The sequence below is a fragment of the Maritimibacter sp. 55A14 genome (assembly GCF_003122205.1).
Taxonomy (GTDB): Bacteria; Pseudomonadota; Alphaproteobacteria; order Rhodobacterales; family Rhodobacteraceae; genus QEYE01.
Genome location: NZ_QEYE01000010.1, coordinates 89,172 through 111,915, shown reverse-complemented (window position 1 = coordinate 111,915; position 22,744 = coordinate 89,172). Strand labels below are relative to the sequence as shown.

Annotated in this window: 26 protein-coding genes; 13 read left to right on the top strand and 13 right to left on the bottom strand. The window is 67.5% G+C overall.

Translation table 11 applies throughout. The annotated features are described in order from the left end of the window. Positions 1-21 precede the first annotated feature (21 nt). The 3 genes from DDZ14_RS10460 to DDZ14_RS10450 all read left to right on the top strand — a co-directional run bounded on the left by DDZ14_RS10460 (position 22) and on the right by DDZ14_RS10450 (position 1,976). Entirely contained in the window at positions 22-579 is a 558-nt protein-coding gene (locus DDZ14_RS10460; RefSeq protein ID WP_109424909.1) for a TlpA disulfide reductase family protein, read from the top strand. Positions 580-642: 63 nt separating this feature from the next. Continuing rightward, a complete protein-coding gene (locus tag DDZ14_RS10455; RefSeq protein WP_109424908.1) occupies positions 643-1,047 on the top strand; it encodes a hypothetical protein in 405 nt (134 codons plus the stop codon). Next, a complete protein-coding gene (locus DDZ14_RS10450; RefSeq protein WP_109424907.1) occupies positions 1,044-1,976 on the top strand; it encodes a sterol desaturase family protein in 933 nt (310 codons plus the stop codon). The genes DDZ14_RS10455 and DDZ14_RS10450 overlap by 4 nt, the downstream gene beginning before the upstream one ends. A gap of 9 nt (positions 1,977-1,985) precedes the next feature. Here DDZ14_RS10450 and DDZ14_RS10445 read toward each other — a convergent pair whose 3' ends face one another. Further along, positions 1,986-2,555, bottom strand: a complete 570-nt coding sequence (locus DDZ14_RS10445) for a DNA-3-methyladenine glycosylase I (protein WP_109424968.1) — start codon at positions 2,553-2,555, stop codon at positions 1,986-1,988. A 140-nt stretch (positions 2,556-2,695) separates the two neighbouring features. Here DDZ14_RS10445 and DDZ14_RS10440 point away from each other — a divergent pair, with 140 nt between their 5' ends. The 3 genes from DDZ14_RS10440 to phbB all read left to right on the top strand — a co-directional run bounded on the left by DDZ14_RS10440 (position 2,696) and on the right by phbB (position 5,731). Then, complete coding sequence (locus DDZ14_RS10440) at positions 2,696-3,514, top strand: EAL domain-containing protein (RefSeq protein ID WP_233252544.1); 819 nt, start codon at positions 2,696-2,698, stop codon at positions 3,512-3,514. Between the two features lie 243 nt (positions 3,515-3,757). Further along, complete coding sequence (locus tag DDZ14_RS10435) at positions 3,758-4,933, top strand: acetyl-CoA C-acetyltransferase (RefSeq protein WP_109424905.1); 1,176 nt, start codon at positions 3,758-3,760, stop codon at positions 4,931-4,933. Between the two features lie 75 nt (positions 4,934-5,008). Further along, entirely contained in the window at positions 5,009-5,731 is a 723-nt protein-coding gene (phbB, locus tag DDZ14_RS10430) for an acetoacetyl-CoA reductase (RefSeq protein ID WP_109424904.1), read from the top strand. Between the two features lie 58 nt (positions 5,732-5,789). Here phbB and DDZ14_RS19675 read toward each other — a convergent pair whose 3' ends face one another. Beyond that, the gene (locus DDZ14_RS19675; RefSeq protein ID WP_158275502.1) at positions 5,790-5,942 is read right to left on the bottom strand and encodes a hypothetical protein; all 153 of its coding nucleotides are present in this window, start codon (positions 5,940-5,942) and stop codon (positions 5,790-5,792) included. Positions 5,943-6,052: 110 nt separating this feature from the next. Between DDZ14_RS19675 and gcvA the strand changes: the two genes are divergently transcribed. After that, a complete protein-coding gene (gene gcvA / locus DDZ14_RS10425) occupies positions 6,053-6,991 on the top strand; it encodes a transcriptional regulator GcvA (RefSeq protein WP_109424903.1) in 939 nt (312 codons plus the stop codon). Between the two features lie 68 nt (positions 6,992-7,059). Here the strand turns inward: gcvA and DDZ14_RS10420 are convergent, their stop codons facing one another. From DDZ14_RS10420 to DDZ14_RS10410, 3 genes are all read right to left on the bottom strand, one after another. Continuing rightward, positions 7,060-7,227 carry a YdcH family protein gene (locus tag DDZ14_RS10420; protein ID WP_109424967.1) on the bottom strand — a complete coding sequence of 56 codons (168 nt, stop codon included), beginning with the start codon at positions 7,225-7,227 and terminating at the stop codon, positions 7,060-7,062. A 103-nt stretch (positions 7,228-7,330) separates the two neighbouring features. Further along, positions 7,331-8,089 (bottom strand): tRNA1(Val) (adenine(37)-N6)-methyltransferase, encoded by a 759-nt coding sequence (locus DDZ14_RS10415; protein ID WP_109424902.1) that lies wholly within the window; start codon positions 8,087-8,089, stop codon positions 7,331-7,333. A 1-nt stretch (position 8,090) separates the two neighbouring features. Then, positions 8,091-8,309 (bottom strand): DUF2007 domain-containing protein, encoded by a 219-nt coding sequence (locus DDZ14_RS10410; protein WP_109424901.1) that lies wholly within the window; start codon positions 8,307-8,309, stop codon positions 8,091-8,093. A gap of 56 nt (positions 8,310-8,365) precedes the next feature. Here DDZ14_RS10410 and DDZ14_RS10405 point away from each other — a divergent pair, with 56 nt between their 5' ends. Beyond that, on the top strand, positions 8,366-9,367 hold the full coding sequence (locus DDZ14_RS10405; protein ID WP_109424900.1) for a polyprenyl synthetase family protein: 1,002 nt from the start codon (positions 8,366-8,368) through the stop codon (positions 9,365-9,367). Positions 9,368-9,383: 16 nt separating this feature from the next. On the opposite strand, the gene DDZ14_RS10400 is transcribed toward DDZ14_RS10405, so the two are convergent. The 3 genes from DDZ14_RS10400 to DDZ14_RS10390 form a co-directional block, all read right to left on the bottom strand. Next, complete coding sequence (locus tag DDZ14_RS10400; protein ID WP_109424899.1) at positions 9,384-10,223, bottom strand: 4-(cytidine 5'-diphospho)-2-C-methyl-D-erythritol kinase; 840 nt, start codon at positions 10,221-10,223, stop codon at positions 9,384-9,386. After that, positions 10,213-11,946: a tetratricopeptide repeat protein gene (locus DDZ14_RS10395; RefSeq protein ID WP_369914838.1), complete on the bottom strand. Its 1,734-nt coding sequence runs from the start codon at positions 11,944-11,946 to the stop codon at positions 10,213-10,215. The genes DDZ14_RS10400 and DDZ14_RS10395 overlap by 11 nt, the downstream gene beginning before the upstream one ends. 306 nt (positions 11,947-12,252) lie before the next feature. Next, complete coding sequence (locus tag DDZ14_RS10390) at positions 12,253-13,908, bottom strand: electron transfer flavoprotein-ubiquinone oxidoreductase (RefSeq protein ID WP_109424898.1); 1,656 nt, start codon at positions 13,906-13,908, stop codon at positions 12,253-12,255. Between the two features lie 259 nt (positions 13,909-14,167). On the opposite strand from DDZ14_RS10390, the gene greA reads away from it, so the two are divergent. Further along, the gene (gene greA / locus DDZ14_RS10385) at positions 14,168-14,638 is read left to right on the top strand and encodes a transcription elongation factor GreA (RefSeq protein WP_109424897.1); all 471 of its coding nucleotides are present in this window, start codon (positions 14,168-14,170) and stop codon (positions 14,636-14,638) included. Positions 14,639-14,666: 28 nt separating this feature from the next. Next, positions 14,667-15,743: a hypothetical protein gene (locus DDZ14_RS10380; RefSeq protein ID WP_199221330.1), complete on the top strand. Its 1,077-nt coding sequence runs from the start codon at positions 14,667-14,669 to the stop codon at positions 15,741-15,743. A 12-nt stretch (positions 15,744-15,755) separates the two neighbouring features. Here the strand turns inward: DDZ14_RS10380 and DDZ14_RS10375 are convergent, their stop codons facing one another. From DDZ14_RS10375 to DDZ14_RS10360, 4 genes are read right to left on the bottom strand one after another with little or no spacing between them, the layout of a single operon-like run. Continuing rightward, entirely contained in the window at positions 15,756-17,888 is a 2,133-nt protein-coding gene (locus DDZ14_RS10375) for a molybdopterin-binding protein (protein ID WP_109424896.1), read from the bottom strand. Next, a complete protein-coding gene (gene mobB, locus DDZ14_RS10370; RefSeq protein WP_109424895.1) occupies positions 17,885-18,379 on the bottom strand; it encodes a molybdopterin-guanine dinucleotide biosynthesis protein B in 495 nt (164 codons plus the stop codon). The genes DDZ14_RS10375 and mobB overlap by 4 nt, the downstream gene beginning before the upstream one ends. After that, a complete protein-coding gene (gene mobA / locus DDZ14_RS10365; RefSeq protein ID WP_109424894.1) occupies positions 18,376-19,020 on the bottom strand; it encodes a molybdenum cofactor guanylyltransferase MobA in 645 nt (214 codons plus the stop codon). The genes mobB and mobA overlap by 4 nt, the downstream gene beginning before the upstream one ends. Then, complete coding sequence (locus DDZ14_RS10360; RefSeq protein ID WP_109424893.1) at positions 19,017-19,886, bottom strand: formate dehydrogenase accessory sulfurtransferase FdhD; 870 nt, start codon at positions 19,884-19,886, stop codon at positions 19,017-19,019. The genes mobA and DDZ14_RS10360 overlap by 4 nt, the downstream gene beginning before the upstream one ends. Positions 19,887-19,961: 75 nt before the next feature. On the opposite strand from DDZ14_RS10360, the gene DDZ14_RS10355 reads away from it, so the two are divergent. Together DDZ14_RS10355 and DDZ14_RS10350 are read left to right on the top strand one after the other, a co-directional pair. After that, positions 19,962-20,672 (top strand): AzlC family ABC transporter permease, encoded by a 711-nt coding sequence (locus tag DDZ14_RS10355; RefSeq protein WP_109424892.1) that lies wholly within the window; start codon positions 19,962-19,964, stop codon positions 20,670-20,672. Then, entirely contained in the window at positions 20,669-20,998 is a 330-nt protein-coding gene (locus DDZ14_RS10350; protein ID WP_109424891.1) for an AzlD domain-containing protein, read from the top strand. The genes DDZ14_RS10355 and DDZ14_RS10350 overlap by 4 nt, the downstream gene beginning before the upstream one ends. Positions 20,999-21,009: 11 nt before the next feature. On the opposite strand, the gene DDZ14_RS10345 is transcribed toward DDZ14_RS10350, so the two are convergent. Beyond that, positions 21,010-21,468 carry an Lrp/AsnC family transcriptional regulator gene (locus DDZ14_RS10345; protein WP_109424890.1) on the bottom strand — a complete coding sequence of 153 codons (459 nt, stop codon included), beginning with the start codon at positions 21,466-21,468 and terminating at the stop codon, positions 21,010-21,012. 139 nt (positions 21,469-21,607) lie between these two features. Between DDZ14_RS10345 and ald the strand changes: the two genes are divergently transcribed. Next, positions 21,608-22,726, top strand: coding sequence for an alanine dehydrogenase (ald, locus tag DDZ14_RS10340; RefSeq protein WP_109424889.1), 1,119 nt, complete (start codon positions 21,608-21,610; stop codon positions 22,724-22,726). Positions 22,727-22,744 lie beyond the last annotated feature (18 nt).

Genomic DNA, 22,744 nt, shown 5'->3' with positions numbered 1-22,744 from the left:
TCGCAAAGGAGACGCGAAAAAATGAGTTGGTTCCGCCTCGCCGTCCTATACGTCGCTCTGGCATTCGGTGCAAATACCGCCGCGGCCGATACCGCCGCGCTGGAAGCCCTGCGCGAAGGCGACATGAAGAAGCTTTCCTTCCACGAGGCGCCGCGCGAGGTCTCGCAGGCCGAGTTCACCGATGCCGAAGGCGGGACGCACACGCTCGCCGATTTCCGGGGCAAGCATGTGGTGCTGAATTTCTGGGCCACATGGTGCGCCCCCTGCCGCAAGGAAATGCCCACCCTCGACGCGTTGGAGGCGGAATTCGGCAGCGAGGATTTCCAGGTCGTGATCGTCGCCACGGGACGCAATTCGCTGACCGGCATCCGCAAGTTCTTCGACGAGGTGGGTGTGGAGAACCTGACCATCTATCTCGACCCCAAACAGCAGCTCGCGCGCGAGATGTCGGTGCTCGGCCTGCCAATCACCATGATCCTGAACCCCGAGGGTCAGGAGATCGCCCGCGCCATGGGCGATGCCGACTGGCACAGCGACAGCGCGCGCGCCATCATCGGCGCGCTCACCGCGGGAAGCTGACCGGAAACCACGCGACGCAGGGTCAGTCTTGTCCGCGCCGGCAGGCTATGAGTAAATTCGGCCATGCCGCTCCATGTGCTGATACCATTGGTGGTGCTGGGCATCTCCGGCATCGTCATTCTGACCCATCTGATGGGCCTGTCGCGGCCGCGCGTCTTCCGGGACGCGGCCGCCGCCAGGGCCGCCTGGCTGCGCCAGTATCCGGAGGATGAGGATAGCGTGCGGGACGTGCAGCTTTCCGACGATGCCCGCGCGGCGCTGGTCCTGGCGCGCAGCGGGCCGGGGCTGGCCTGGACCATCGGCATCGACACCACGGCGCGACCTCTGGCCGGCGCCCGGATCACCGAAGACAAGGATGGCCTGATCTTCCGGTTTCCCGATTTCGCCGCGCCCCGCCTGCATGTGCGTCTGGCCGCATCCGAGTCCCGCGCCCGCTGGAGCGCCGCCGCCGATGGGGCCGCCGCATGACCGACCAGATGACCTATCCCGATATCGTCAACTACGCCGTGCCCTTCTTCATCGTCGCCATCCTGGCGGAACTTCTGTGGATCGTGCTCAAGGGCCGCGGCGGGCGCTACGAGACGCGCGACGCGCTGACCTCGCTCCTCATGGGGGCGGGCAACGTCACCTCGGGCATCCTTCTGGGCTTTGTCGCCTACGGGTTCTTCATGACGCTCTGGGCGCTCACGCCGCTGGATCTGGGCCACTCTCTCTGGGTCGTGGTCCTGTGCTTCGTGCTCGACGACCTGCGGTATTACTGGGTTCACCGGTTCGGACACCGCATCCGCTGGGTCTGGGCCAGCCATGTCAATCACCACTCCTCGCAGCACTACAACCTGACCACCGCGCTCCGGCAGACCTGGACCGGGACCTTCACCTTCATGATGATCGTGCGTGCGCCACTGATCCTGCTGGGCTTCCACCCGGCGATGGTGCTCTTTTGCGGCGGCCTGAACCTGATCTACCAGTTCTGGATCCACACCGAGGCGATCGGCCGCCTGCCCCGCTGGTTCGAGGCGGTGATGAACACACCGTCGCATCATCGCGTCCATCACGGGCGCAACCCGCGCTATCTGGATGCGAATTATGCGGGTGTGTTCATCGTCTGGGACAAGCTCTTCGGCACATTCGTGCCCGAGCGCGAGGCCGAGAAGGTCGATTACGGGCTCGTTCACAACCTGGGCACGTTCAACCCGCTCCGCGTGGCCTTCCACGAATGGGTGGGCATCTTCCGCGACGTGATCCAACCGGGGCTGACCTGGCGCGAACGGCTGATGTATTGCGTCATGCCGCCGGGCTGGAGCCATGACGGAAGCCGCGACACGTCCGAGACGATCAAGCGCAAGCATCTGGTCAGGCACCCCGAGGACCGCGGCACGCCCGGCTTCAGCGGCTGACCGCCCCGGTCAGGCCATCGCGGCGACTTCGGCATGTCGGGGACAGGTGACGACATGGTCGTTGACCATGCCGGTGGCCTGCATGAAGGCATAGACGATCGTCGGGCCGCAGAAGCGGAACCCCGCGCGCTTGAGATCCTTGGAGATCTGCTCGGAAAGCGGCGTAAAGGCCGGAACCTCCGCCATCGAGCCGGGCCGGGTCTGCACCGGGGTTCCGTCCACGTAATCCCACAGGAACCGGTCGAAGCCCTGGCGTTCCTCGATCTCCAGCCAGGCGCGGGCGTTGCCGATCGTGGCCTCGATCTTGCCGCGGTGCCGGACGATGCCCGGATCGGCCAGCAGCCGCGCCACGTCCGCATCGCCGAAACGCGCCACGCGCGCGGGATCGAACCCGTCAAAAGCGGCGCGGAATGCCTCGCGCTTCCGCAGGATCGTGATCCAGGACAGCCCGGCCTGGAACCCATCCAGAATCAGCTTTTCCCACAATGCGCGGCTGTCGCGTTCGGGCACGCCCCATTCCGTGTCGTGATACGCGACATAGAGCGGATCAGTCCCGCACCAGCTGCATCTTTCGGACATTATCCACTCCATATCAACAATTTACCCGGTTCGTGGCGAGTTTAGTCGAATTGGAACCAAATGGGAACATTTACAGTGTCTTAAGCCTTCCCGATGCAGGCTCACCGGGCCAGGACCCAGCGGAAGGCAGAATATCGATGATGAGCCAGAGCAACGTCGCCGACGGATCGCCCGATCCGCTTTCCGCCGCCGTGGCCCAGCGCGACAGCAACGTGATCGGCATGGTGGCGGAGGCGCTGCGCCGCGGGGACGTGATGCTCGCCTATCAGCCCGTCGTGCTCGCCCGCCAGCCCGACCGGGCCGCCTTCCATGAGGCCCTGATCCGTATCACCGACGAAACCGGCCGGGTAATCCCCGCCGTGCAATTCATGGACGTGGCGGAAACTCATGAGTTGGGTCGCATCATCGACTGCCACGCGCTTCGGCTGGGATTGCGGGATCTGCACGACCAGCCCGACCTGCGGCTCTCGATCAACATGTCGGCGCGCTCCATCGGCTATCCCGCCTGGGTGGAGACGCTGGAGCGCGGCCTGGCCTGCGCCCCCACGGTGGCCGAACGGCTGATCCTGGAAATCACCGAAACCTCGGCCATGGTGATGCCCGACATCGTCTCGGTCTTCATGGCGGGGCTGGCGCGCCGCGGCATCACATTCGCGCTCGACGATTTCGGTGCCGGGTTCACCGCCTTCCGTCACTTCAAGGATTTCTATTTCGACATTCTCAAGATCGACGGCCAGTTCGTGCGCGGCATCGACAGCGACCCCAACAATCAGGTGCTGGCCAGCGCGCTGGTTTCCATCGGTCGGCATTTCGACATGATGACCGTCGCCGAATCGGTCGAGACGGGGGCCGAATCCGCCTGGCTCGCCGCGGCGGGCTTCGACTGCCTGCAAGGCTACCACCACGGTGCGCCGATGATCCTGCCGCCCTGGAAACAGGCGGCGCAACAGCGCGCCTGACCGGCCGCGGCAGGATCGAAACGCCCGCCTTTCCGGGCCTGAGGCCGACACAACGTCACCTCGCCGCCGCGCCCCGGCGCCGCACACGGACCATGTGAGACATCGTGACCCTTTCGCGAATGCAGAAATCTTTCTATGCACTCGCAGAATGCACGGCGCTTCGATCCGGTTTCAATGCGGTCCGCCAGACCGTAACCTTTTCCCAGTCGAATCGCCCGAACGCCATGTGAAAGGAAGTCCCTCATGACCAATGTCGTCATCGCCTCGGCCGCGCGCACCGCTGTGGGCAGTTTCAGCGGCTCGTTTGCCAACACGCCGGCCCACGATCTGGGCTCGGCGGTTCTCGAAGCGCTGGTGGAGCGTGCGGGGATCGACAAGGCCGAAGTGTCGGAGACCATCCTGGGCCAGGTTCTGACCGGCGGCCAGGGCCAGAACCCGGCGCGGCAGGCGCATGTAAATGCCGGGCTGCCTCTGACGAGCGCGGCCTGGGGCATCAACCAGGTCTGCGGCTCGGGCCTGCGGGCGGTCGCGCTCGCCGCGCAGCACATCCAGCTTGGCGATGCGGATATCGTCTGCGCCGGCGGGCAGGAGAACATGTCGCTGAGCCCGCATGTCGCCAATCTGCGCGCGGGCCACAAGATGGGCGACATGAAATTCATCGACTCGATGATCAGGGACGGGCTGTGGGACGCGTTCAACGGCTATCACATGGGCAACACGGCCGAGAACGTGGCCAGGCAATGGCAGATCGGCCGCGACCAGCAGGACGAATTCGCGGTGGCCAGCCAGAACAGGGCCGAGGCCGCGCAGAAGGCCGGCCGCTTCGCCGACGAGATCGTCGCCTTCACCGTCAAGACCCGCAAGGGCGACATCGTGGTCGACCAGGACGAGTATATCCGCCACGGCGCCACGCTCGACGCGATGGCCAAGCTGCGCCCGGCCTTCGACAAGGAGGGCTCGGTCACCGCCGCCAACGCCTCGGGCATCAATGACGGCGCGGCCGGCGCCCTGCTGATGAGCGCCGCCGAGGCCGAGCGCCGGGGCATCGCCCCGCTGGCGCGCATCGCCGCCTACGCCACGGCCGGGGTCGACCCGTCGATCATGGGCGTCGGCCCGATCCATGCCAGCCGCAAGGCGCTGGAGAAGGCCGGCTGGACGGTCGACGACCTGGACCTGGTCGAGGCCAACGAGGCCTTCGCGGCCCAGGCCTGCGCGGTCAACAAGGACATGGGCTGGGACCCTTCGATCGTGAACGTGAACGGCGGCGCGATCGCCATCGGCCACCCGATCGGCGCCAGCGGCGCACGCATCCTCAACACGCTTTTGTTCGAGATGCAGCGGCGGGACGCGAAGAAGGGCCTCGCCACGCTCTGCATCGGCGGCGGCATGGGCGTCGCCATGTGCCTGGAGCGCGACTGACGAGACCGGGGCGGGGCATTGACCCCGCCTTTTTCATCACCTGGACAGACGTAATTCGATGAGGAGGAGACAGATATGGGACGTGTTGCACTGGTCACCGGGGGCACGCGCGGCATCGGCGCGGCGATTTCCAAGGCGTTGCAGGCCGCGGGCTACAGCGTGGCCGCCAGCTATGCCGGCAATGACGAGGCCGCCGCGAAATTCACCGAGGAGACCGGCATCAAGACCTACAAGTGGAATGTCGGCGACTACGAGGACAGCAAGGCCGGCATCGCCAGGGTCGAGGCCGATTTGGGCCCGGTCGAAGTGGTGGTCGCCAATGCCGGCATCACCCGCGACGCACCGTTCCACAAGATGACCCCCCAGCAATGGCAGGAGGTGGTCGACACCAACCTCACCGGCGTCTTCAACACCGTCCACCCGGTCTGGCCCGGCATGCGCGACCGCGGCTTTGGCCGGGTCATCGTGATCTCGTCGATCAACGGGCAGAAGGGCCAGTTCGGCCAGACCAACTATGCCGCCACCAAGGCCGGCGACCTGGGCATCGTCAGGAGCCTGGCGCAGGAGGGCGCGGCCAAGGGCATCACCGCCAACGCGATCTGTCCGGGCTACATCGCCACGGAAATGGTCATGGCGGTGCCCGAGAAGGTGCGCGAGGCGATCATCGGGATGATCCCCGCCGGCCGCCTCGGCGAGGCCGACGAGATCGCCCGCTGCGTGACCTTCCTCGCCGCCGACGACGCAAGCTTCATCAACGGCTCAACAATCTCCGCCAACGGCGCGCAGTTCTTCGCCTGACACCTGGTTCGGCGCCTTTCGGAAAGGGCCGGTGCCTGCGCCGGCCCTTTCTTCGCGGTCAGGCCGGGCAGGTCCGGCAGCCCGTCGCGACGGCATCAGGGCGGGCGGGGCGGATAAGCCGGGCGAGGATCGCGCGAAACGCCCGCGCCCGCGCCTGATGCGCCTCCGCGATTGCGGACCGGGTTGCGGGATTGGCGGTTGCACCATGCATGGCGGCGTCCTTTCGGATATGAATTTCTGAACTCATTCATAAATGAAGCACCAGATACTCGTTTACAAACGAGACTTTCCAGATATTCGGTTAAGTGTTACTTGTCTGATATGGATGACCGCCTGCCGCCGCTGACCGCCTTGCGCGCCTTTGATGCCGCCGCGCGACACATGAGTTTCGCCAAGGCCGCCGAGGAACTGGGCGTCACCCCTGCGGCCCTGAGTTTCCAGATCAAGTCGCTGGAAGAGCATCTGGGACAACCGGTCTTCCGCCGCCTCAACCGCGCCGTAGAACTGACCGAAGCGGGCCGCGTGCTGGCGCCCGGCGCGGCGGAGGGCTTCGCCGCCCTGCTGGCTGCCTGGCGTGGCGCGCGGCGGCTGGGCGAGACGCGCCGGCTGACCGTCACCGCCGGCCCGGCCTTCACCGCGAAATGGCTGGCGCCGCGGCTTTTCGCCTTCGTGCAGGCGCATCCGGACATCGAATTGCGCTTCACCGCCAGCCTGCGGCTGCTGGATTTCGACCGCGACGAGGTGGATGTCGCTATCCGTTTCGGCACCGGTGCCGACGAGGCCGGGCTCGCGGCGGTCCCGCTCATCGGCGAATGGGCGATGCCGATGCTCTCGCCCGCGCTTGCGGCAAAGGTTCAGACCGCCGACGACCTGCGCCGCGTACCGCTTCTGCACCAGGACGATACCGCGTTCCTGCGTCCGCGCAGCGACTGGCCGGCCTGGTTCCGCGCCGCCAGACTGGCGCCGCCACCCGAAGGCGGGCCGCGCTTTTCGCAGGCCGACCACGCGATCGACGCGGCGCTGGCCGGCGGCGGTGCGGTGCTGGGCCGGATCTCGCTCGCCGAAGGCGCGCTGCGTGAGGGCCTGCTGGTCGCCCCCTTCCCGCTGGGCCTGACCCTGGCCGGGCAATACCGTTTCATCTGCCCCGAGACCGCACGGGACCGCCCCCAGGTCGCGCGGTTCCGCGACTGGCTTCTGTCGGAAGTGAAAAGTCTGGAGGAATTTCGCCGGGGCCGGACTATCGTCGATCCCCCGGCCTGACGGTACGGCCAGCCGACGCAAACGGCGGCGCGCGCAACGGCGCGCTGCCGCCCAGTCGTTTCAACGGGTTATGCGTGCGAGAGCCGCTCGATTTCTTCCTTGAGCCGCAGCTTCTGCTTTTTCAGTTCGGAGATCCGCAGATCGTCCGCACCGGGACTTCGTTGCGCTTCTTCCACGCGTTTGGAGAGGGTTTCGTGTTTCTTCCGGAGTTCCTGCACATGCGAACTCAAAGCCATATAGTCCTCCTCTCGTGAATGCAGCCTGTAACTGAAGTGCAGCATAAAACATGAGTCGTGTCACCAGAACTTTAAAGACGACTCGAGGCAAATGCCCCGCGCCTCAAAACTCCAGTGGCTGGGCGTCGCGCAAAATCCCTTGCGCGACAGAGGTATAGCTGTCGCCGTCGCGGTCATGCGCCGCCCCTTCATGCAGGATGAAGGGCGCTTCCAGCCGGAACGCCGCGCGGCCGCCCTTGCGCGCCCGCAGGATCACCCGGCCCGCCGCGCGCCCCGTGCGGGCCGCCAGCGGCAGGACCTGCACGCTGCCCATTCGTCCGTCGAGCGCTGCCAGAAGTTCCGGCATCCGTTCTGCCTGCTGGACTATTGTCAGAACCCCGCGCGGGGCCAGCCGCCGCGTTGCCGTGTCGATCCAGGCGGCCAGCGGCGTGGCCTCCCGCAGCGCGGTCTCGCGCCCGACATCCGCCGCCGGGGTGCCGCCGCCCGCCGGATACCAGGGTGGGTTGGCCATCACATGCCGGAAGCTTCGCCCGGCAAGCGGCCCCGGTGGTGCCGCCACGTCGCCCGTCACGACCTCGAATGCCAGCCCGTTCTCCACCGCGTTCCGGCGCGCCAGTTCGGCATAGTCGGCCTGCATCTCAAGCCCGCATAGCGCGACACCCGCCACCCGCCGTCCCAGGCAGAGGCTCGCCACCCCCGCCCCGCAGCCCAGTTCCAGCACGGTATCGCCGTGCGCGGCGGACACCGCGGCGGCCAGCAGCACCGGGTCCGTCGCGGCGCGGTAGCCCCGGCGCGGCTGAAAGATCTGCAAGCGCCCGCCCAGGAAGTCATCCCTGCTCAGATCGGCCTCGTCGAACGCCATCTCAGGCACCCGGAACTTCGATACCGTTGGCGCGCAGCGCCGAACTCGCCATGAAATGGTCGCGATCCGCCACCATCAGCCGGCGCGGCATCACGCCGATGGAACCTTCCAGAACGCTCATATGGACGTCCAACTCGAAGCAGTCTATATCCTCCCCCCTGAGCAGGGCCGAGGCGAAGGCGATCACCGTGGGATCGTTGGTGCGCAGAAGCTCTTTCATACCTCGCACTTAGCGACAGACGCCCGCGTTTGTCGAGGGATCAGGTAGGACCAGTGATGAGCCTGGACGAGATGAGCACGAAACCGCAGGACGCGCTCGCCGCGCTTCTGGCCGAGGAGATGGCCGCGGTGAACGGGCTCATACGGGCGCGCATGGCCTCGGAACACGCGCCCCGCATTCCCGAAGTGACCGCCCACCTGATCGAGGCCGGCGGCAAGCGGCTGCGCCCGATGCTGACCCTGGCCGCCGCGCGGCTCTGCGGCTATTCGGGCCACTATCACATTCACCTCGCCGCAACGGTGGAGTTCATCCACACCGCCACCCTGCTGCATGACGATGTGGTGGACGAGAGCGAACAGCGCCGCGGGCGGCCGACGGCGAACCTGCTCTGGGACAATCCGTCTTCGGTCCTGGTGGGCGATTACCTCTTCGCGCGTTCGTTCCAGTTGATGGTGGAGACCGGCTCGCTCCGGGTGCTCGACATCCTGGCCAACGCCTCGGCCACCATCGCCGAGGGCGAGGTTCTGCAACTGAGCGCCGCGCGCAACCTGGCCACGGACGAGGCGATCTATCTGAAGGTGATCCGCGGCAAGACCGCGGCACTTTTCGCCGCCGCGACCGAGGTGGGCGGCGTCATCGCCGGCGCACCGGAGGAGCATGTCGCCGCGCTCCACGCCTATGGCGACGCGCTGGGGATTGCCTTCCAGATCGTGGACGACCTGCTGGATTACGGCGGCGCGACGGGCGATCTGGGCAAGAATACCGGCGACGATTTCCGCGAGCGCAAGCTGACGCTGCCGGTCATCAAGGCGGTGGCAGAGGCGGACGCGGCGGAGCGTGCCTTCTGGTCGCGGGTGATCGAGAATGGCGACCAGCGCGACGGCGATCTGGAGCGCGCGCTGGCGCTGATGGCCCGCCACGGCACGCTGGGGTCCACCCGCGACGCCGCGAACGCTTGGGCGGCCACGGCGCGGCAGGCGCTGGCCCCACTGCCCAAGGGCGACGTGAAAACCCTTCTGATCGACCTGGCCGATTACGTGGTGGCGCGGATCGCCTGAGCGAACGGGGCGTCTGTCAGTCCAGCAGCGGCGCAGCCGTCACCCACCAATCCGGCCGGGCCGCGCCGAGTACGCGCGCAGCGGCCCGCGCCGCCGCCTCCTGCCCGCAGAGCCCGAAACAGGTCGCGCCCGAGCCCGACATGCGCGCCAGCGCCACGCCCGGTTGCCCGCCGAGCGCCGACAGAACCTCGCTGATCGCCGGGCAGGTTCGGCAGGCCGGCGCCTCCAGATCGTTGCGCTGCCGGGCGAGCCAGGCCACCAGCCCGCCCGCGTCCCCCCAGCGCGTCGGAAACGGCTCCATCAGCAGATTGTCGGCGCGCTCGAGCCCCGCAAAGACCGTGCGGGTTTCCAGTGCCACACCGGGATTGACCAGCACCAGCCAGCAGGGCGGCAGGGGCGGCACCGGCGCCAGTGTCTCGCCGATACCCGACATCCGCGCGGGCTGTCCGGCCAGGCAAACGGGCAGATCGGCCCCGAGCGCCAGCACCGCCTCCGGCTCCGGCAGCGGCACCTGCCAGAGCCGCGCCAGCGCGCGCAAGGTCGCCGCCGCGTCGGCCGAGCCGCCGCCGATGCCTGAGGCCACCGGCAGGTTCTTTTCCAGATCCAGCCGTGCGCCCTGCCCCGCGCCCATGAGGCATGCCGCCCGCAGAACGAGGTTGTCGCCGCCGCTGGGCACGCCCGCTGCCATTGGCCCGCCGATTGTCAGGGTCAGGTCCGCCGCGGGCGCGGCCGAGACCCTGTCGCCCGCGCCCGCGAACACCACCAGACTGTCGAGAAGGTGATAGCCGTCGTCCCGCCGGCCGGTCACATGAAGCGCAAGATTGACCTTGGCCGGCGCAAATTCCTCAATCGCCATTCTGCGAAACGGAACGTTCGCCCTCTTCCTTGAGCACCGCGTCCAGGCCGACCTCCAGCTTGCGGCGGATGCGCTTGGCCTCCTTTTCCTCGGGGTCGAAGGATAGCGCCCGCTTCCACTGGAACCGCGCTTCCATCTTGCGGCCCACCATCCAGTAGACATCGCCCAGATGGTCGTTGACGACCGGGTCCACCGGCTCCAGTTCGACGGCGCGTTCCATCGGCTCGACCGCCTCCTGGAACTTGCCCAGCCTGTAGCGGACCCAGCCCAGGCTGTCGGTGATGTAGCCGTCCTCGGGCCGCGCCGCGACGGCCTTCTCGATCATCTCCTGCGCCTCGTCGAGATTCTCGCGCTTCTCCACCATCGAATAGCCCAGGTAGTTCAGCACCAGCGGCTGATCCGGAGACAGTTCCAGCGCCTTGCGGAAATCCGCCTCGGCGGCGTCCCAGTCGTCGGCCCGTTCATTGGAAATTCCGCGCGAATAGTAGACGAACCAGTGGTTCGCCTGCGGCGGCTCGGGCAGGGTCGCGATCGCGTCGTCATAGACGCGCGCGGCTTCGGCGAAGCGTTCCTCGCGGCGCAGCGCATCGCCAAGCGCGATATGAACCGCCGGATTGTCGGCGTTGATCTTGGCCAGGTTGCTCAGCACCTCGATGGCCGCATCGGGCTTGCCGGACCGGTTGAGCGCGTCGGCGCGCCCGATCTCGGCGGAGTAGAAAGCCGGGTGGTTCTGCGGCACCTTGCGGTAGGCCGCCACGGCGAGATCGTGCTGGCCGAGCGATTCCAGAAGCTCCGCGACCAGCAGCAGGATCTCAACCCCGTCGGGCCGCAGATGCTGCGCCAGCCGCGCATAGAGCAGCGTATGCGCCCCCGAGGCGTCGCCGCGCACCGCCGAGGCCAGCGAGAAGTACACTTCCGCCACGCCCTGCTGCGGGGTGGTCAGGAAATCGTAGGCGACCGGCGCGCCGGCGGCGATCCGTTCGCGCAGCGCGGCGATTTCCGGGTCGGTGCCCAGCCGCAGCGCCTGGTCGAGCAGCGCCACCGCATCCGCGCCGCGTTCGAGCTGGGCCAGGATCTGGGCGTGGGCGATCAGCGCACTGCGGCTGATCCGGCGGGTATTGCCCTCCTCATCGGTCAGCGCGGCGTCGGCGCCTTCGAAATCGCCCACCGCGGCCAATGCCAGCGCCTTGTGGTAAAATCCGAACGCCTCCATCCCGCGGGCTTCGGTCACCGATTCGAAACGCGCCGTGGCCTCGGACATGCGGCCCGCGCCCAGAAGTGCCCAGCCATGTACCAGCCCGTCCACCAGCGGGCTGTATTCGGCACCGGAGTCGAATGCCTCCACCACCTCGGCGAACTCGCCCTTGGCGATCCGGTCGGTCAGCATCACGAGCCCGGCAAGCTGGCTGGAACTGTCGAGCCCCTCCAGCCGGCGGGCGATCGGCAGGCTGCGCTCCACATCGCCCATGCCGACGAAGGCGACCAGCGCGTTCTCCATCAGCGTGGTGTTGTCCCGGTCGCGCGCCAGCGCCTCGACATAGTAGCGGCGGGCCGCGTCGTAGTCGTTGGACATCGAGGCGTGGCGCGCCGCCAGATAGGCGCCCGACGGCGTCGGTTCGGCCAGCGCGGGCATGGCGCCCAGGACCAGCGACAGGGCGAGCGGGACGGCCGCGATACGGCGGGACAGGAAGATCATGGGCTGACGGGCTCCGTCGTCGTTCATCGGATTGACGGAAAGCCTAGTTTGCCACCCCCCGAATGGCAATGCGTCGCGGATCTATCCGGGCGGCGGCACGCGCCGGAGATATCACATTCCAGGCAACAGGGGGGGCTTCCATTTCTGGAAGAAACAGTACCATCAGGGTCCGGGCGCCGCGATCGTCCGCGATGGCCTGCTATACGGTCGTCGCTGCTGCGAGGCCGGATGAGCGCTCCGGGCCCTTGTCGGGCAGTTGGAGCAAAGGGCGGCGCCCGGACGAGACGTGTCGCGGAAAACCTACGTGTGGCCGCCCTTGTCACATATCCCTTGTCACATATTCGGGTAGGTCGGCCCTTCCCCGCCCTGCGGCGTGACCCAGCGGATGTTCTCGCTTGGATCCTTGATGTCGCAGGTCTTGCAGTGCACGCAGTTCTGCGCGTTGATCTGGAAGCGCGGGTTGGAGCCGTCCTCGTCCCGCACCACCTCATAGACGGCCGCCGGGCAGTAGCGTTGCGCGGGCTCGTCGTATTCCGGAAGGTTCACGTCGATGGGAATGGACGGGTCGAGCAGTTGCAGGTGGCAGGGCTCGTCCTCTTCATGGTTGGTGCCCGAGAAGCTGACATTGGTCAGCCGGTCGAAGCTGAGCTTGCCGTCCGGCCGGGGGTAGTCGATCTTGGGATAATCGGCGGCCTTGCCGGTGGCCTGCGCGTCGTTCTTGCCGTGCTTGAGCGTACCGAAGGGGCTGACCTTGAAGACGGTCTGGAACCACATGTCGAAGCCGCCCAGCGTCAGCCCGCCCAGCGGGCCGAACCGCCCGTTGAGCGGCGCCACGTTGCGCACCCGCTTGAGATCGCGGCCCACCGGACCCGACCGAAGTTCGGCGTCGTAATCGGTCAACTCGTCGCCCGACCGCCCGGCCTGGATCGCGGCATAGGCGGCCTCGGCCGCGGCCTTGCCCGAGAACATGGCATTGTGGTTGCCCTTGATGCGCGGCAGGTTCACCAGCCCCACCGAACAGCCCAACAGCGCGCCGCCGGGGAAGCAGGCCCTGGGCATCGACTGGAACCCGCCCTTGGTGACGGCCCGCGCGCCATAGGCCACGCGCTTCCCGCCTTCGAGCACCTTCGCGATCGTCGGGTGATGCTTCCAGCGCTGGAACTCCATGTAAGGGTAGAGATGCGGGTTCCTGTAGTTCAGATCGACGATGTAGCCGACATAGACCTGGTTGTTGTCGAGATGGTACATGAAAGACCCGCCCCCGGTCTTCCAGCCCAGCGGCCAGCCCATCGTGTGCGTGACCTCGCCCTCGTTGTGGTTCTCCGGCCTGACCTCCCAGATCTCCTTCATACCGAGGCCGAATTTCGGCACATCGGCATCGCGGGCCAGGTCGAACTTGGCGATGACTTCCTTGGAGAGAGAGCCGCGCACGCCTTCCGAAAGGAAGACGTATTTGCCGTGCAGCTCCATGCCGGGTTCGTAATTGGGACCCGGCGTGCCGTCCTTCTGGCGGCCGAACTCACCCGCGACGACGCCCTTCACCTCGCCATTCTCGCCATAGACGATTTCCGAGCAGGCCATGCCGGGAAATATCTCCACGCCCATGCCTTCGGCCTGTTCGGCCATCCAGCGGCAGACATTGCCCATCGAGACGATGTAGTTGCCATGATTGTTCATCAGCGGCGGCATCGGCCAGTTGGGGATGCGCATCTTGACCGCTTCGCCCAGGATATAGAAATTATCTTCCTTGACCGGTACGTTCAGCGGCGCGCCCTTCTCCTTCCAGTCGGGGATCAGCGCGGTCAGCCCGGACGGGTCCAGAACCGCGCCCGACAGGATATGCGCGCCCACCTCGGCGCCCTTTTCCAGCACGATCACGTTCAGGTCGGCGTCGAGCTGCTTGAGACGGATCGCGGCGCTCAGCCCGGCGGGGCCTGCGCCAACGATCACCACGTCGCATTCCATGGCCTCGCGTTCGATCTCGGACATCGGGTCTACCTCTTCTCGGGGCCGGGCAAAGCGCCTTTGCCGGCGGGAAATCCAGCGTTAGACAGACCTATCTTACCGCGCCGCCGGGGGTCAATTGCGACGCGACATCATTTTGCCCCGAAACGGCATGTGCGGCGCCCCGGCGGCAATATGCGCTTGCAATCGGCCCGCCGCTCAGATGATTTGCAACTGATTGCCCGTTCTGTATTGTTGCAGGCTTGGAGCCCAGAGACCGCCACGCGAATTACGAAGAGAGCGCATGGAAAAGATACTGATGACCCCGAAAGGGCATGCCGCCCTGAACGGTGAGCTCAAGACGCTCAAATCCGTGGAACGCCCCGCCGTGATCGCCGCGATCGCGGAGGCGCGCGAGCATGGCGACCTGTCGGAAAACGCCGAGTATCATGCCGCGCGCGAAAAGCAGAGCTTCATCGAAGGCCGCATCAAGGAGATCGAGGGAATGCTCGGTCTGGCCGAGGTCGTGGACATCTCGCGGCTCTCGGGCTCGATCAAGTTCGGCGCGACCGTCAAGCTGGTGGATGAGGATACCGACGCGGAAAAGACCTATCAGATCGTCGGCGAGGCCGAAGCCGATATCGAGAACGGCCTGCTCAACATCAAGTCGCCTCTGGCGCGCGCCCTGATCGGCAAGGAAGAGGGCGACAGCGTCGAGGTCAACACGCCGGGCGGCACGCGCAGCTACGAAGTGCTGTCGGTGCGATACGTCTAGGGGATCGGGCCAGCCGGGGGGCACATGCATGGCCGACGCAGAACGGAAAGAGGCGCCGCCCAGGCCTGCGCCGAAGGGTGCGGGGGCGAAGGATCCCGCACTCGATCTGGGCGTTTATGGCCGCAGGACCGTCCAGTCCATGTCGCCCACCGATATCGTCGGGGCGATACTGACGGTGCTCTGGGCGATCGCGGTGGGGCTTTTCTTCTTGCTGCTCGACCCGGATACCGAAGGCGGGGCGGACCCGGCCGGCACCGCGATGACCTTCGTCGCGATCTTCCTGCCGGTCGCGCTGATCTGGGTTGCCTGTTCGGTGGCCAAGACTTCGCGCATTATGCGCGAGGAATCCGCGCGGCTCCAGTCGGCGCTCGACTCGATGCGCCAGGCCTATGTCACGGACCGGCAGAACGCCGGCATGGCAATCAAGCCTTCGGTTGAGCGCAAGCTCGACGAGATCGCGGCGGCGCAGAAGAAGGCCGAGAGCGCCCTGGCGAGCTTCAATTCCCGGCGTGAGATCGGCGCACCGGCGCAACCCCCGGCGGAGAAACCCGCGCTTGGCCCCGCGCCGGAGGCCGAGACGCAGGACACGCAGCCCAGCCTGGCGCTGGGCGGTACCCCCGATCCCTACCGCACGCCGATCACCGTCAGCGAATTCGTGCGCGCGCTGAACTTCCCGGAAAACGAGAACGACCGGGAAGGCTTCCGCGCCCTGCGCCGCGCGCTGGAGGATCACGACGTGGCCCGGCTGGTGCGCGCCGCGCAGGACGTGCTGACGCTGCTCTCGCAGGACGGCATCTACATGGACGATCTTGTTCCTGACCGCTCGCGCCCCGAGGTCTGGCGCAAGTTCGCGACCGGCGCGCGCGGCGGGGAAATCGCGGCGCTCGGCGGGGTGCGCGACCGGTCCTCGCTGGCGCTCTCGGCCGGACGGATGAAGAAGGATCCGGTCTTCCGCGATGCGGTGCATCATTTCCTGCGCCAGTTCGACAAGACTTTCGCCGCCTTTGAGCCGAACGCCAGAGATCAGGATGTCGCCGAGCTTGCCAACACGCGCACAGCGCGCGCCTTCATGCTGCTGGGCCGCGTGACCGGCATGTTCGACTGAGCCGGCGCCGGGTCAGAGCCCGAAACTCCCGAACGGCAGGAAACGCACCGGGTCGCCCTCGGCAATCTCGCGCGCGCCGTCCTCCAGTTCCACCAGCCCCTCGGCCCAGCTCAGCCCGCTGATCCGGCCGGAGCCTTCGGACTTGAAGACCTCGGCCCGGCCGTCGCGCATACGGGCGCGCAGATATTCCCGGCGGCCCGGTTTCTTGGACTTCGCGAAACCCGCGGGCAGGTTGAAGCCTTCGGGCGCGCGCCAGCCCTCCCCGGCCAGGAGCGACAGCGCGGGGCGGGCGAAAACCAGCGTGCAGACGAAGGCCGCGACCGGGTTTCCCGGCAGCCCGAAAACCGGCACGCCCTGCCAGAGCCCCAGCGCCAGCGGGCGACCGGGCTTCACCGCGATGCGCCAGGTTCCGAGCGCACCCGCCTCGCCGAGCAGGGCCGAGACATGGTCCTCGTCGCCCGCCGAGGCACCGCCCGAGGTCAGGATCGCATCGACCCGCCCTGCGGCGGTCTCGAGACGGTCGCGCAGCGCGGCGCGGTCGTCGCCGACATGTCCCAGGTCCACGGGCGCATGGCCCCAGCGGTCGAGAATGCCCAGCAGCATCGGCCGGTTCGCGTCGTAGATCTGGCCCGGACCCGCCGCCGCGCCCAGCGGGCGCAACTCGTCCCCGGTCGACAGCACCCCGACGCGCAGCCGGGCGCGCAGGGCGACCTCCGCCACGCCGGTCGCGGCCAGAAGCGCGATATCCTGCGGCTTAAGGCGCCGCCCGGCCGGCAGCAAGTCGGTTCCGGCCACCACGTCCTCGCCCGCCGCCCGCGTGTTGGCACCGCGCCGGACCGGGCCGCGAAAGGCGACCCGCGTGCCATCGCTGCGCACGTCCTCCTCCAGCACCACCGTATCGACGCCCTCGGGCAGCGCCGCGCCGGTCAGAATGCGGATGGCGTGGCCGGGCGGTACCGCCCCGTCGAAGGGCACGCCCGCGGCCGCGCGGCCCGAAACGAGCGGCAGGTCCTGCGCACCTTCCGGCGCGCCGCCCGCGAAGCCGTAGCCGTCCACCGCGGAATTGGCGGCGGGCGGGTTGGAGCGGCGCGCCACCGGGGCCGCGGCCAGCACCCGGCCCAGCGCCGCATCGACCGGCAGCGTCTCTTGCCCGACCACGGGCGAGAGTCCCGCGCGCAGCCGCGCCAGCGCCGTCTCGACCGGGGTCCATTCCACCCCCGCCGGCAGCGCGAAACAGTCGTTCCTGAGCGGCGGCGGCGTAAGGGGGTCTTGGTCCGTTGCCAGGGCCGAAAGCGTCTCGGCGTGCTCCGCGCCAAGCACCCAGGCTTCTTCTGCCGCTTCGGGGGGCAGGCCCGTCATCATGCGCGCCAGTGCCTCTGCGGGCAAGCGCGAGAGAGCGAGCGCCAGCAGGCGGACCTGCTCGCGGTCGCGGATCATCCCGGCATCACCCCTCTCCATTCTAGCCTTCACCGCCCGTTCGATGATTCCCGGCCAGATTTCGGCCAGCACCACGGACGCGTTTTGCCAAGCTTCAAAGGGCCAGACGGCAACCCCCTCCATCCGCCGCAGGCGCGACAGCATCGGCAGGCCCATGAGTATCTGGCTGCCCACGGTCGGGTTGTAGCAGAGCTGAAAGCAACTGCTCGACGTGCGCGCGGCGCAGTCGCATTTCCGCTTTTCCGACACTTCGGCAAAAACGATGCCCTTCTTGTCATACGGAATGCCTGGCCAGCGATCCCTATGCGTCTTGCCCCAGAGCGGGCCGGGGCCATCGAAGGCCGCATTGATCTCCTCGGCCACGTCGAAGCGATTATTCGCGCCACTTTCGGAATCTTCCATCCGCGCGGCAAGCCATTCCCACAGCAGCAAGGGATCGTCCGATCCGGTAATGCACCGGGCGAAACCGCGCGGGTAGCCAAAGGGAAAATCGAACGTGGCCAGCAAGCGCCGCCCGGCCTCGCGTTCTTCCGCGATAAGGGCGTGGATGCGCGCCTCTGCCTCGATCCTGGTGCGGCAATAGATCGGCTCCTGCGCCACGCCGCCCCTGACAAAGCCAAGCCATATGGCATCTTTCGACGGCCTTTTCGGAGCGCGCCTGCTGGCCGCAGACCAATCGACAACCAGGACGCTGTCAAAGCCGGTCACAGCCCCACCTCGGCCAACACGAAATCCGCCAGCCCGCGCGTGTCGTCGAGATCGAAGACCGGCACCCGGGCGGCCGGCAGCGGCTCGTCGCTGGCCAGCGCCCGCACCGTGAGGTCGTCCGTTGCGATCAGCGGCTGGCGCGTCGCGGCCCGGTGCGCCTCGATCTTGGGGTGGCCGTCGCGCTTGTAGCCCTCGATCAGCACCAGATCGACAGGCGAGAGCCGCGCCAGCAGATCGGCCAGCGGCGGCTCGGGCGTGCCGCGCAGCTCATGCATCAGCGCCCAGCGGTTCCCCGACGACAGCAGAACCTCGGTCGCGCCCGCGACGCGGTGGCGGTGGCTGTCCTTGCCGGGCTGGTCCACGTCGAAGCTGTGATGCGCGTGCTTGAGCGTCGAGACGCTGAAGCCGCGCCCGGTGATCTCGGCCACCAGGCGTTCCATCAGCCCGGTCTTGCCGGAGTTCTTCCAGCCCACGATGCCGTAGATCCTCATCCGGTGGCCTCCGGCATGGACCGCGCCCGGTCCAGATCCTCGGGCGTGTTGACGTTGAAGAAGGGATCGCCGGGCGCGTCGAAGACCGTCTCCCGCCCGCCGTGCTTCTCGGTCCAGACCACCACCTTGCGCAGGCCCTCGCCCAACGCGGCGCGCAGGTCGTGGCGCAGCGCCACGGGCCAGAGTCCGAAGGTCGGATGCCGGATCAACCCCGACCGGCTCATGGATTTCGTCCGCTCACCCTGCGCCTGCCGCGTGGCGGCCAGCACCAGCGGATGCGCCATGTCCCCGGCCGCCTGCATGAGCCGCGCCACCAGATCGCGCGGGAAAAATGGCGTGTCCGCAGCGACGGTTACGATGGTCCCGGCCCCCCGTTCCGCCGCCCAGTCGAGCCCGGCGAGCACCCCCGCCAGCGGTCCCGCGAAACCCTCGACAGGATCGGGCAGGACCGGCAGGCCGTAGGCGCCGAAACGCGCCGGGTCGCCATTGGCGTTGAGCGCGATCGCGTCCACCTGCGGCGCGAGCCGGTCGATCACATGATCAAGGATCGTCCGGCCGTCGAGGCGAAGCAGCGCCTTGTCGCCGCCGCCCATGCGCGTGGCCTGCCCGCCCGCCAGGATCACCCCCAGAGGCGCGGTCATTCCCCGGCCCCCTTGCGCCGGTGCTTGCGGTCCTCATCGCCGACCGCGTCCGGATCGGCGTCGCGCAGCAGCCGTTCCTCGCCCGCGAGGCAGATGAAGCGCTTGCCGCGCATGCGCCCGATCAGCGTGAGGCCGACTTCGCGTGCGATCTCCACCCCCCAGGCGGTGAAGCCCGAACGCGAGGTCAGCACCGGAATGCCCATCATCGCCGTCTTGATCACCATCTCCGACGTCAGCCGCCCGGTGGTGTAGAGGATCTTGTCGGCGGCCGGCACGCGCTCCGACAGCATCCAGCCGGCGATCTTGTCCACCGCGTTGTGGCGGCCGACATCCTCCATGTAGACGAGCGGCCGGTCGCCGTGGCACAGAACCGTGCCGTGGATCGCGCCCGCTTCCAGGTAGAGGCTGGGCGCGGTGTTGATCTTGCGCGCCAGCGCGTAGAGCCAGCTCGTCCGCAATTCGGCGTCGGGCAGGATTACGCCTTCGAGCCCCTCCATCATGTCGCCGAAGACGGTGCCCACCGCGCAACCCGAAGTGCGGGTCTTCTTCTTGAGCTTTTCCTCGAAATCCGTCTCCCCTTCGGTGCGCACGATGACGGTTTCAAGCTCCTCGTCATACTCCACCCCGGTGACCGCCTCCGCGTCGGAGAGCATCCCCTGATTGCGCAGGAACCCCAGCGCCAGGTATTCGGGGTAGTCGCCGATGGTCATCGCCGTGACGATCTCCTGACGGTTGAGGAAGATCGTCAGCGGCCGCTCCATCACCACGCGGATGGTCTGGCGGGCGCCGGTGTGGTCGGTGCCCTCGACGGCCTGCGTCAGGCGCGGGTTGTCAGGATCGGGACCTATCAGGAATTCTTCTGTCATGTATCAGGATTTGTGCCTTTTTCACCGGCCGACCAGTCGTTATGCGTTGACGGAGACTGAAACAGAGGCCCATCCATGTCCAGCACCCAATCCGCCTATTGGCGCGGCTTCCGGGACGGCGCGCCCTTCGTGCTCGTCGTGGTGCCCTTCGGGCTGCTCTTCGGTGTGGTCGGAACCGAGGCCGGGCTGAACCTGGCCGAGGTGATGGGCATGACCGTGCTGGTCATCGCCGGCGCGGCGCAGTTCGCAGCCATCGCGCTGATGCAGGAGAACGCGCCGACGATCATCGTTCTGGCCACCGCGCTGGCGGTCAACATGCGTATGGCGATGTATTCCGCCTCGCTGGCGCCCTATATCGGCGGCGCGCCGCTCTGGCAGCGGGCAATCGCGGCCTATTTCATGGTCGACCAGTCCTATGCCGTCTCCATCGTGGAATACGAGCGCCGGCCGGAGATGTCCCTGCGCGAGCGCATGGCGTATTATTTCGGCGCCATCTCGCCCGTGTGCTTTCCCTGGTATGTCGCGACCTGGGCGGGTGCGGTGCTGGGTGCGCGCATCCCGCCGGAGTTTGCGCTGGATTTCGCGGTGCCGATCACCTTCCTCGCGATCACCGCGCCGATGATGCGCACGCTGGCCCATGTCTCGGCCGCGGCCGTGTCGGTGGGGGTGTCGCTGGCGCTGGCCTTCCTGCCCTATAACCTGTGGCTGATGATCGCCGCGGTGCTGGCGATGATGGTCGGCGCGCGCGTCGAGCTTTTGACCGCCCGCCGGAGGGGGTTGGCATGACCCTTTCCACCACCACGATCTGGACGATCATCGTGCTGATGGGGATCGGCACCTGGCTGCTGCGTTTCTCGTTCATCGGGCTGATCGGGAACCGCAAGATGCCCGAATGGGCGCTGCGCCACCTCCGCTACACGCCGGTCGCGGTGATGCCGGGACTGATCGCGCCGCTGGTGCTCTGGCCGCGCGCGACGGGCGGCGAGACGGACCCGGCGCGGCTGGCTGCAGCCGGCGCCGCGCTGGTGATCGGGCTCTGGACGAAGAACGTGATCGCCGCGGTCTTCAGCGGCATGGGCGCGCTCTACCTGGTGCAATTCCTGACAGGCTGAGGCGGCCGCGTTCAGACCGGCAGCGCCGTGGTCCGGCAGACGGTGCGCAGCGTGAAGGACGAATGCATCTGCGCCACGCCCGGCAGGCGCGACAGGTGCTTGCGGTGGATGCGCGCGAAATCGTCGGTATCCGCAGCCACCACCTTGAGCAGGTAATCCGCCGTCCCGGCCATCAGGTGGCATTCCAGGATATCGGGGATGCGGGCGACCTCGCGCTCGAATGCGTCCATCACCTCGTCGGCCTGGCGCTGGAGCGTGATTTCAACGAAGACCGTGGACCGGCAGTCCACCCTTGCCCCGTCGAGCAGCGCGACATAGCCCCGGATCACCCCGGCCTGTTCCAGCCGCTGCACCCGCCTGTGGCAGGCCGAAGCCGACAGGTTGATGCTGTCGGCAAGTTCAGCGTTGGAGATTCGCCCCTGCCGCTGCAACACCCGCAGGATGCGGCGATCCACACTGTCCAGTTCCATGATGAAGACGATCCTTGCGCGAAATGCAGCTTTCCTCGACGATCCTGCGAAATATTCAACCCTTGACAGGGGATATTTGCAAGGGAATTGCCCGTGCACCGTGGCATTTTCCGCGCAATCGCACGCAAGGGAGGACATCATGCGTATCGGCTGCCCCAAGGAAATCAAACCCCAGGAGTTCCGCGTCGGGGTCACCCCCAATGCGGCGCTGGAGGCCGTCAACCACGGTCATGAAGTGGTTATCGAGACGAATGCCGGGCTCGGCGCGGGCTTCGACGACGACGCCTATCGCGCGGTCGGCGCGAGCATCCTGGATACCGCCGAGGAAGTCTTCGAGACCGCCGACATGGTCGTGAAGGTCAAGGAGCCGCAGGCGGTGGAGCGCAAGCGCCTGCGCGAGGGCCAGGTGCTCTTCACCTATCTGCACCTCGCCCCGGACGAGCCGCAGACCCGCGACCTGCTGGAGTCGGGCGTCACCGCCATCGCTTACGAGACCGTGACCGACCGCTCCGGCGGCCTGCCGCTTCTGGCCCCGATGTCGGAGGTTGCCGGCCGTCTGGCGCCGCAGGTCGGCGCCTGGACATTGCAGAAGGCCAATGGCGGTCGCGGCGTGCTGATGGGCGGCGTTCCCGGCGTGGGTCCGGCCAAGGTCATCGTGATCGGCGGCGGCGTCGTGGGCACCCATGCCGCGAAGATCGCCGCTGGCATGGGCGCGGATGTCACCGTGCTCGACCGGTCGCTGCCGCGGCTGCGCTATCTCGACGACGTGTTCGGCGGCACTTTCCGCAACGGCTATTCCTCGGCAGGGCTGCTGGCTGAGTTGCTTCCGCAGGCGGACATGGTCGTGGGCGCCGTGCTGATCCCCGGCGCCGCCGCGCCCAAGCTCATCAGCCGCGCCGACCTGGGTATCATGAAGCCAGGCGCGGCGCTGGTGGACGTGGCCATCGACCAAGGCGGCTGCTTCGAGACCTCCAGGGCGACGACGCACCATGATCCGGTCTACGAGGTGGACGGCATCATGCATTACTGCGTCGCCAACATGCCCGGCGCCGTGGCGCGCACTTCGACCATCGCGCTTGGCAACGCCACCATGCCCTTCATGCTGGCGCTGGCCGACAAGGGCTGGCGGAAGGCCTGCGCCGACGACGTGCACTTGCTGGCGGGCCTCAACACCCATGCCGGGCAGCTTACCTATGAAGCGGTGGGCGAGGCGCTGCGGATCGAGACGATCCCGGCCGCGGATGCGCTGAAGGTCTGAGCCCCGCATGGGCCACGG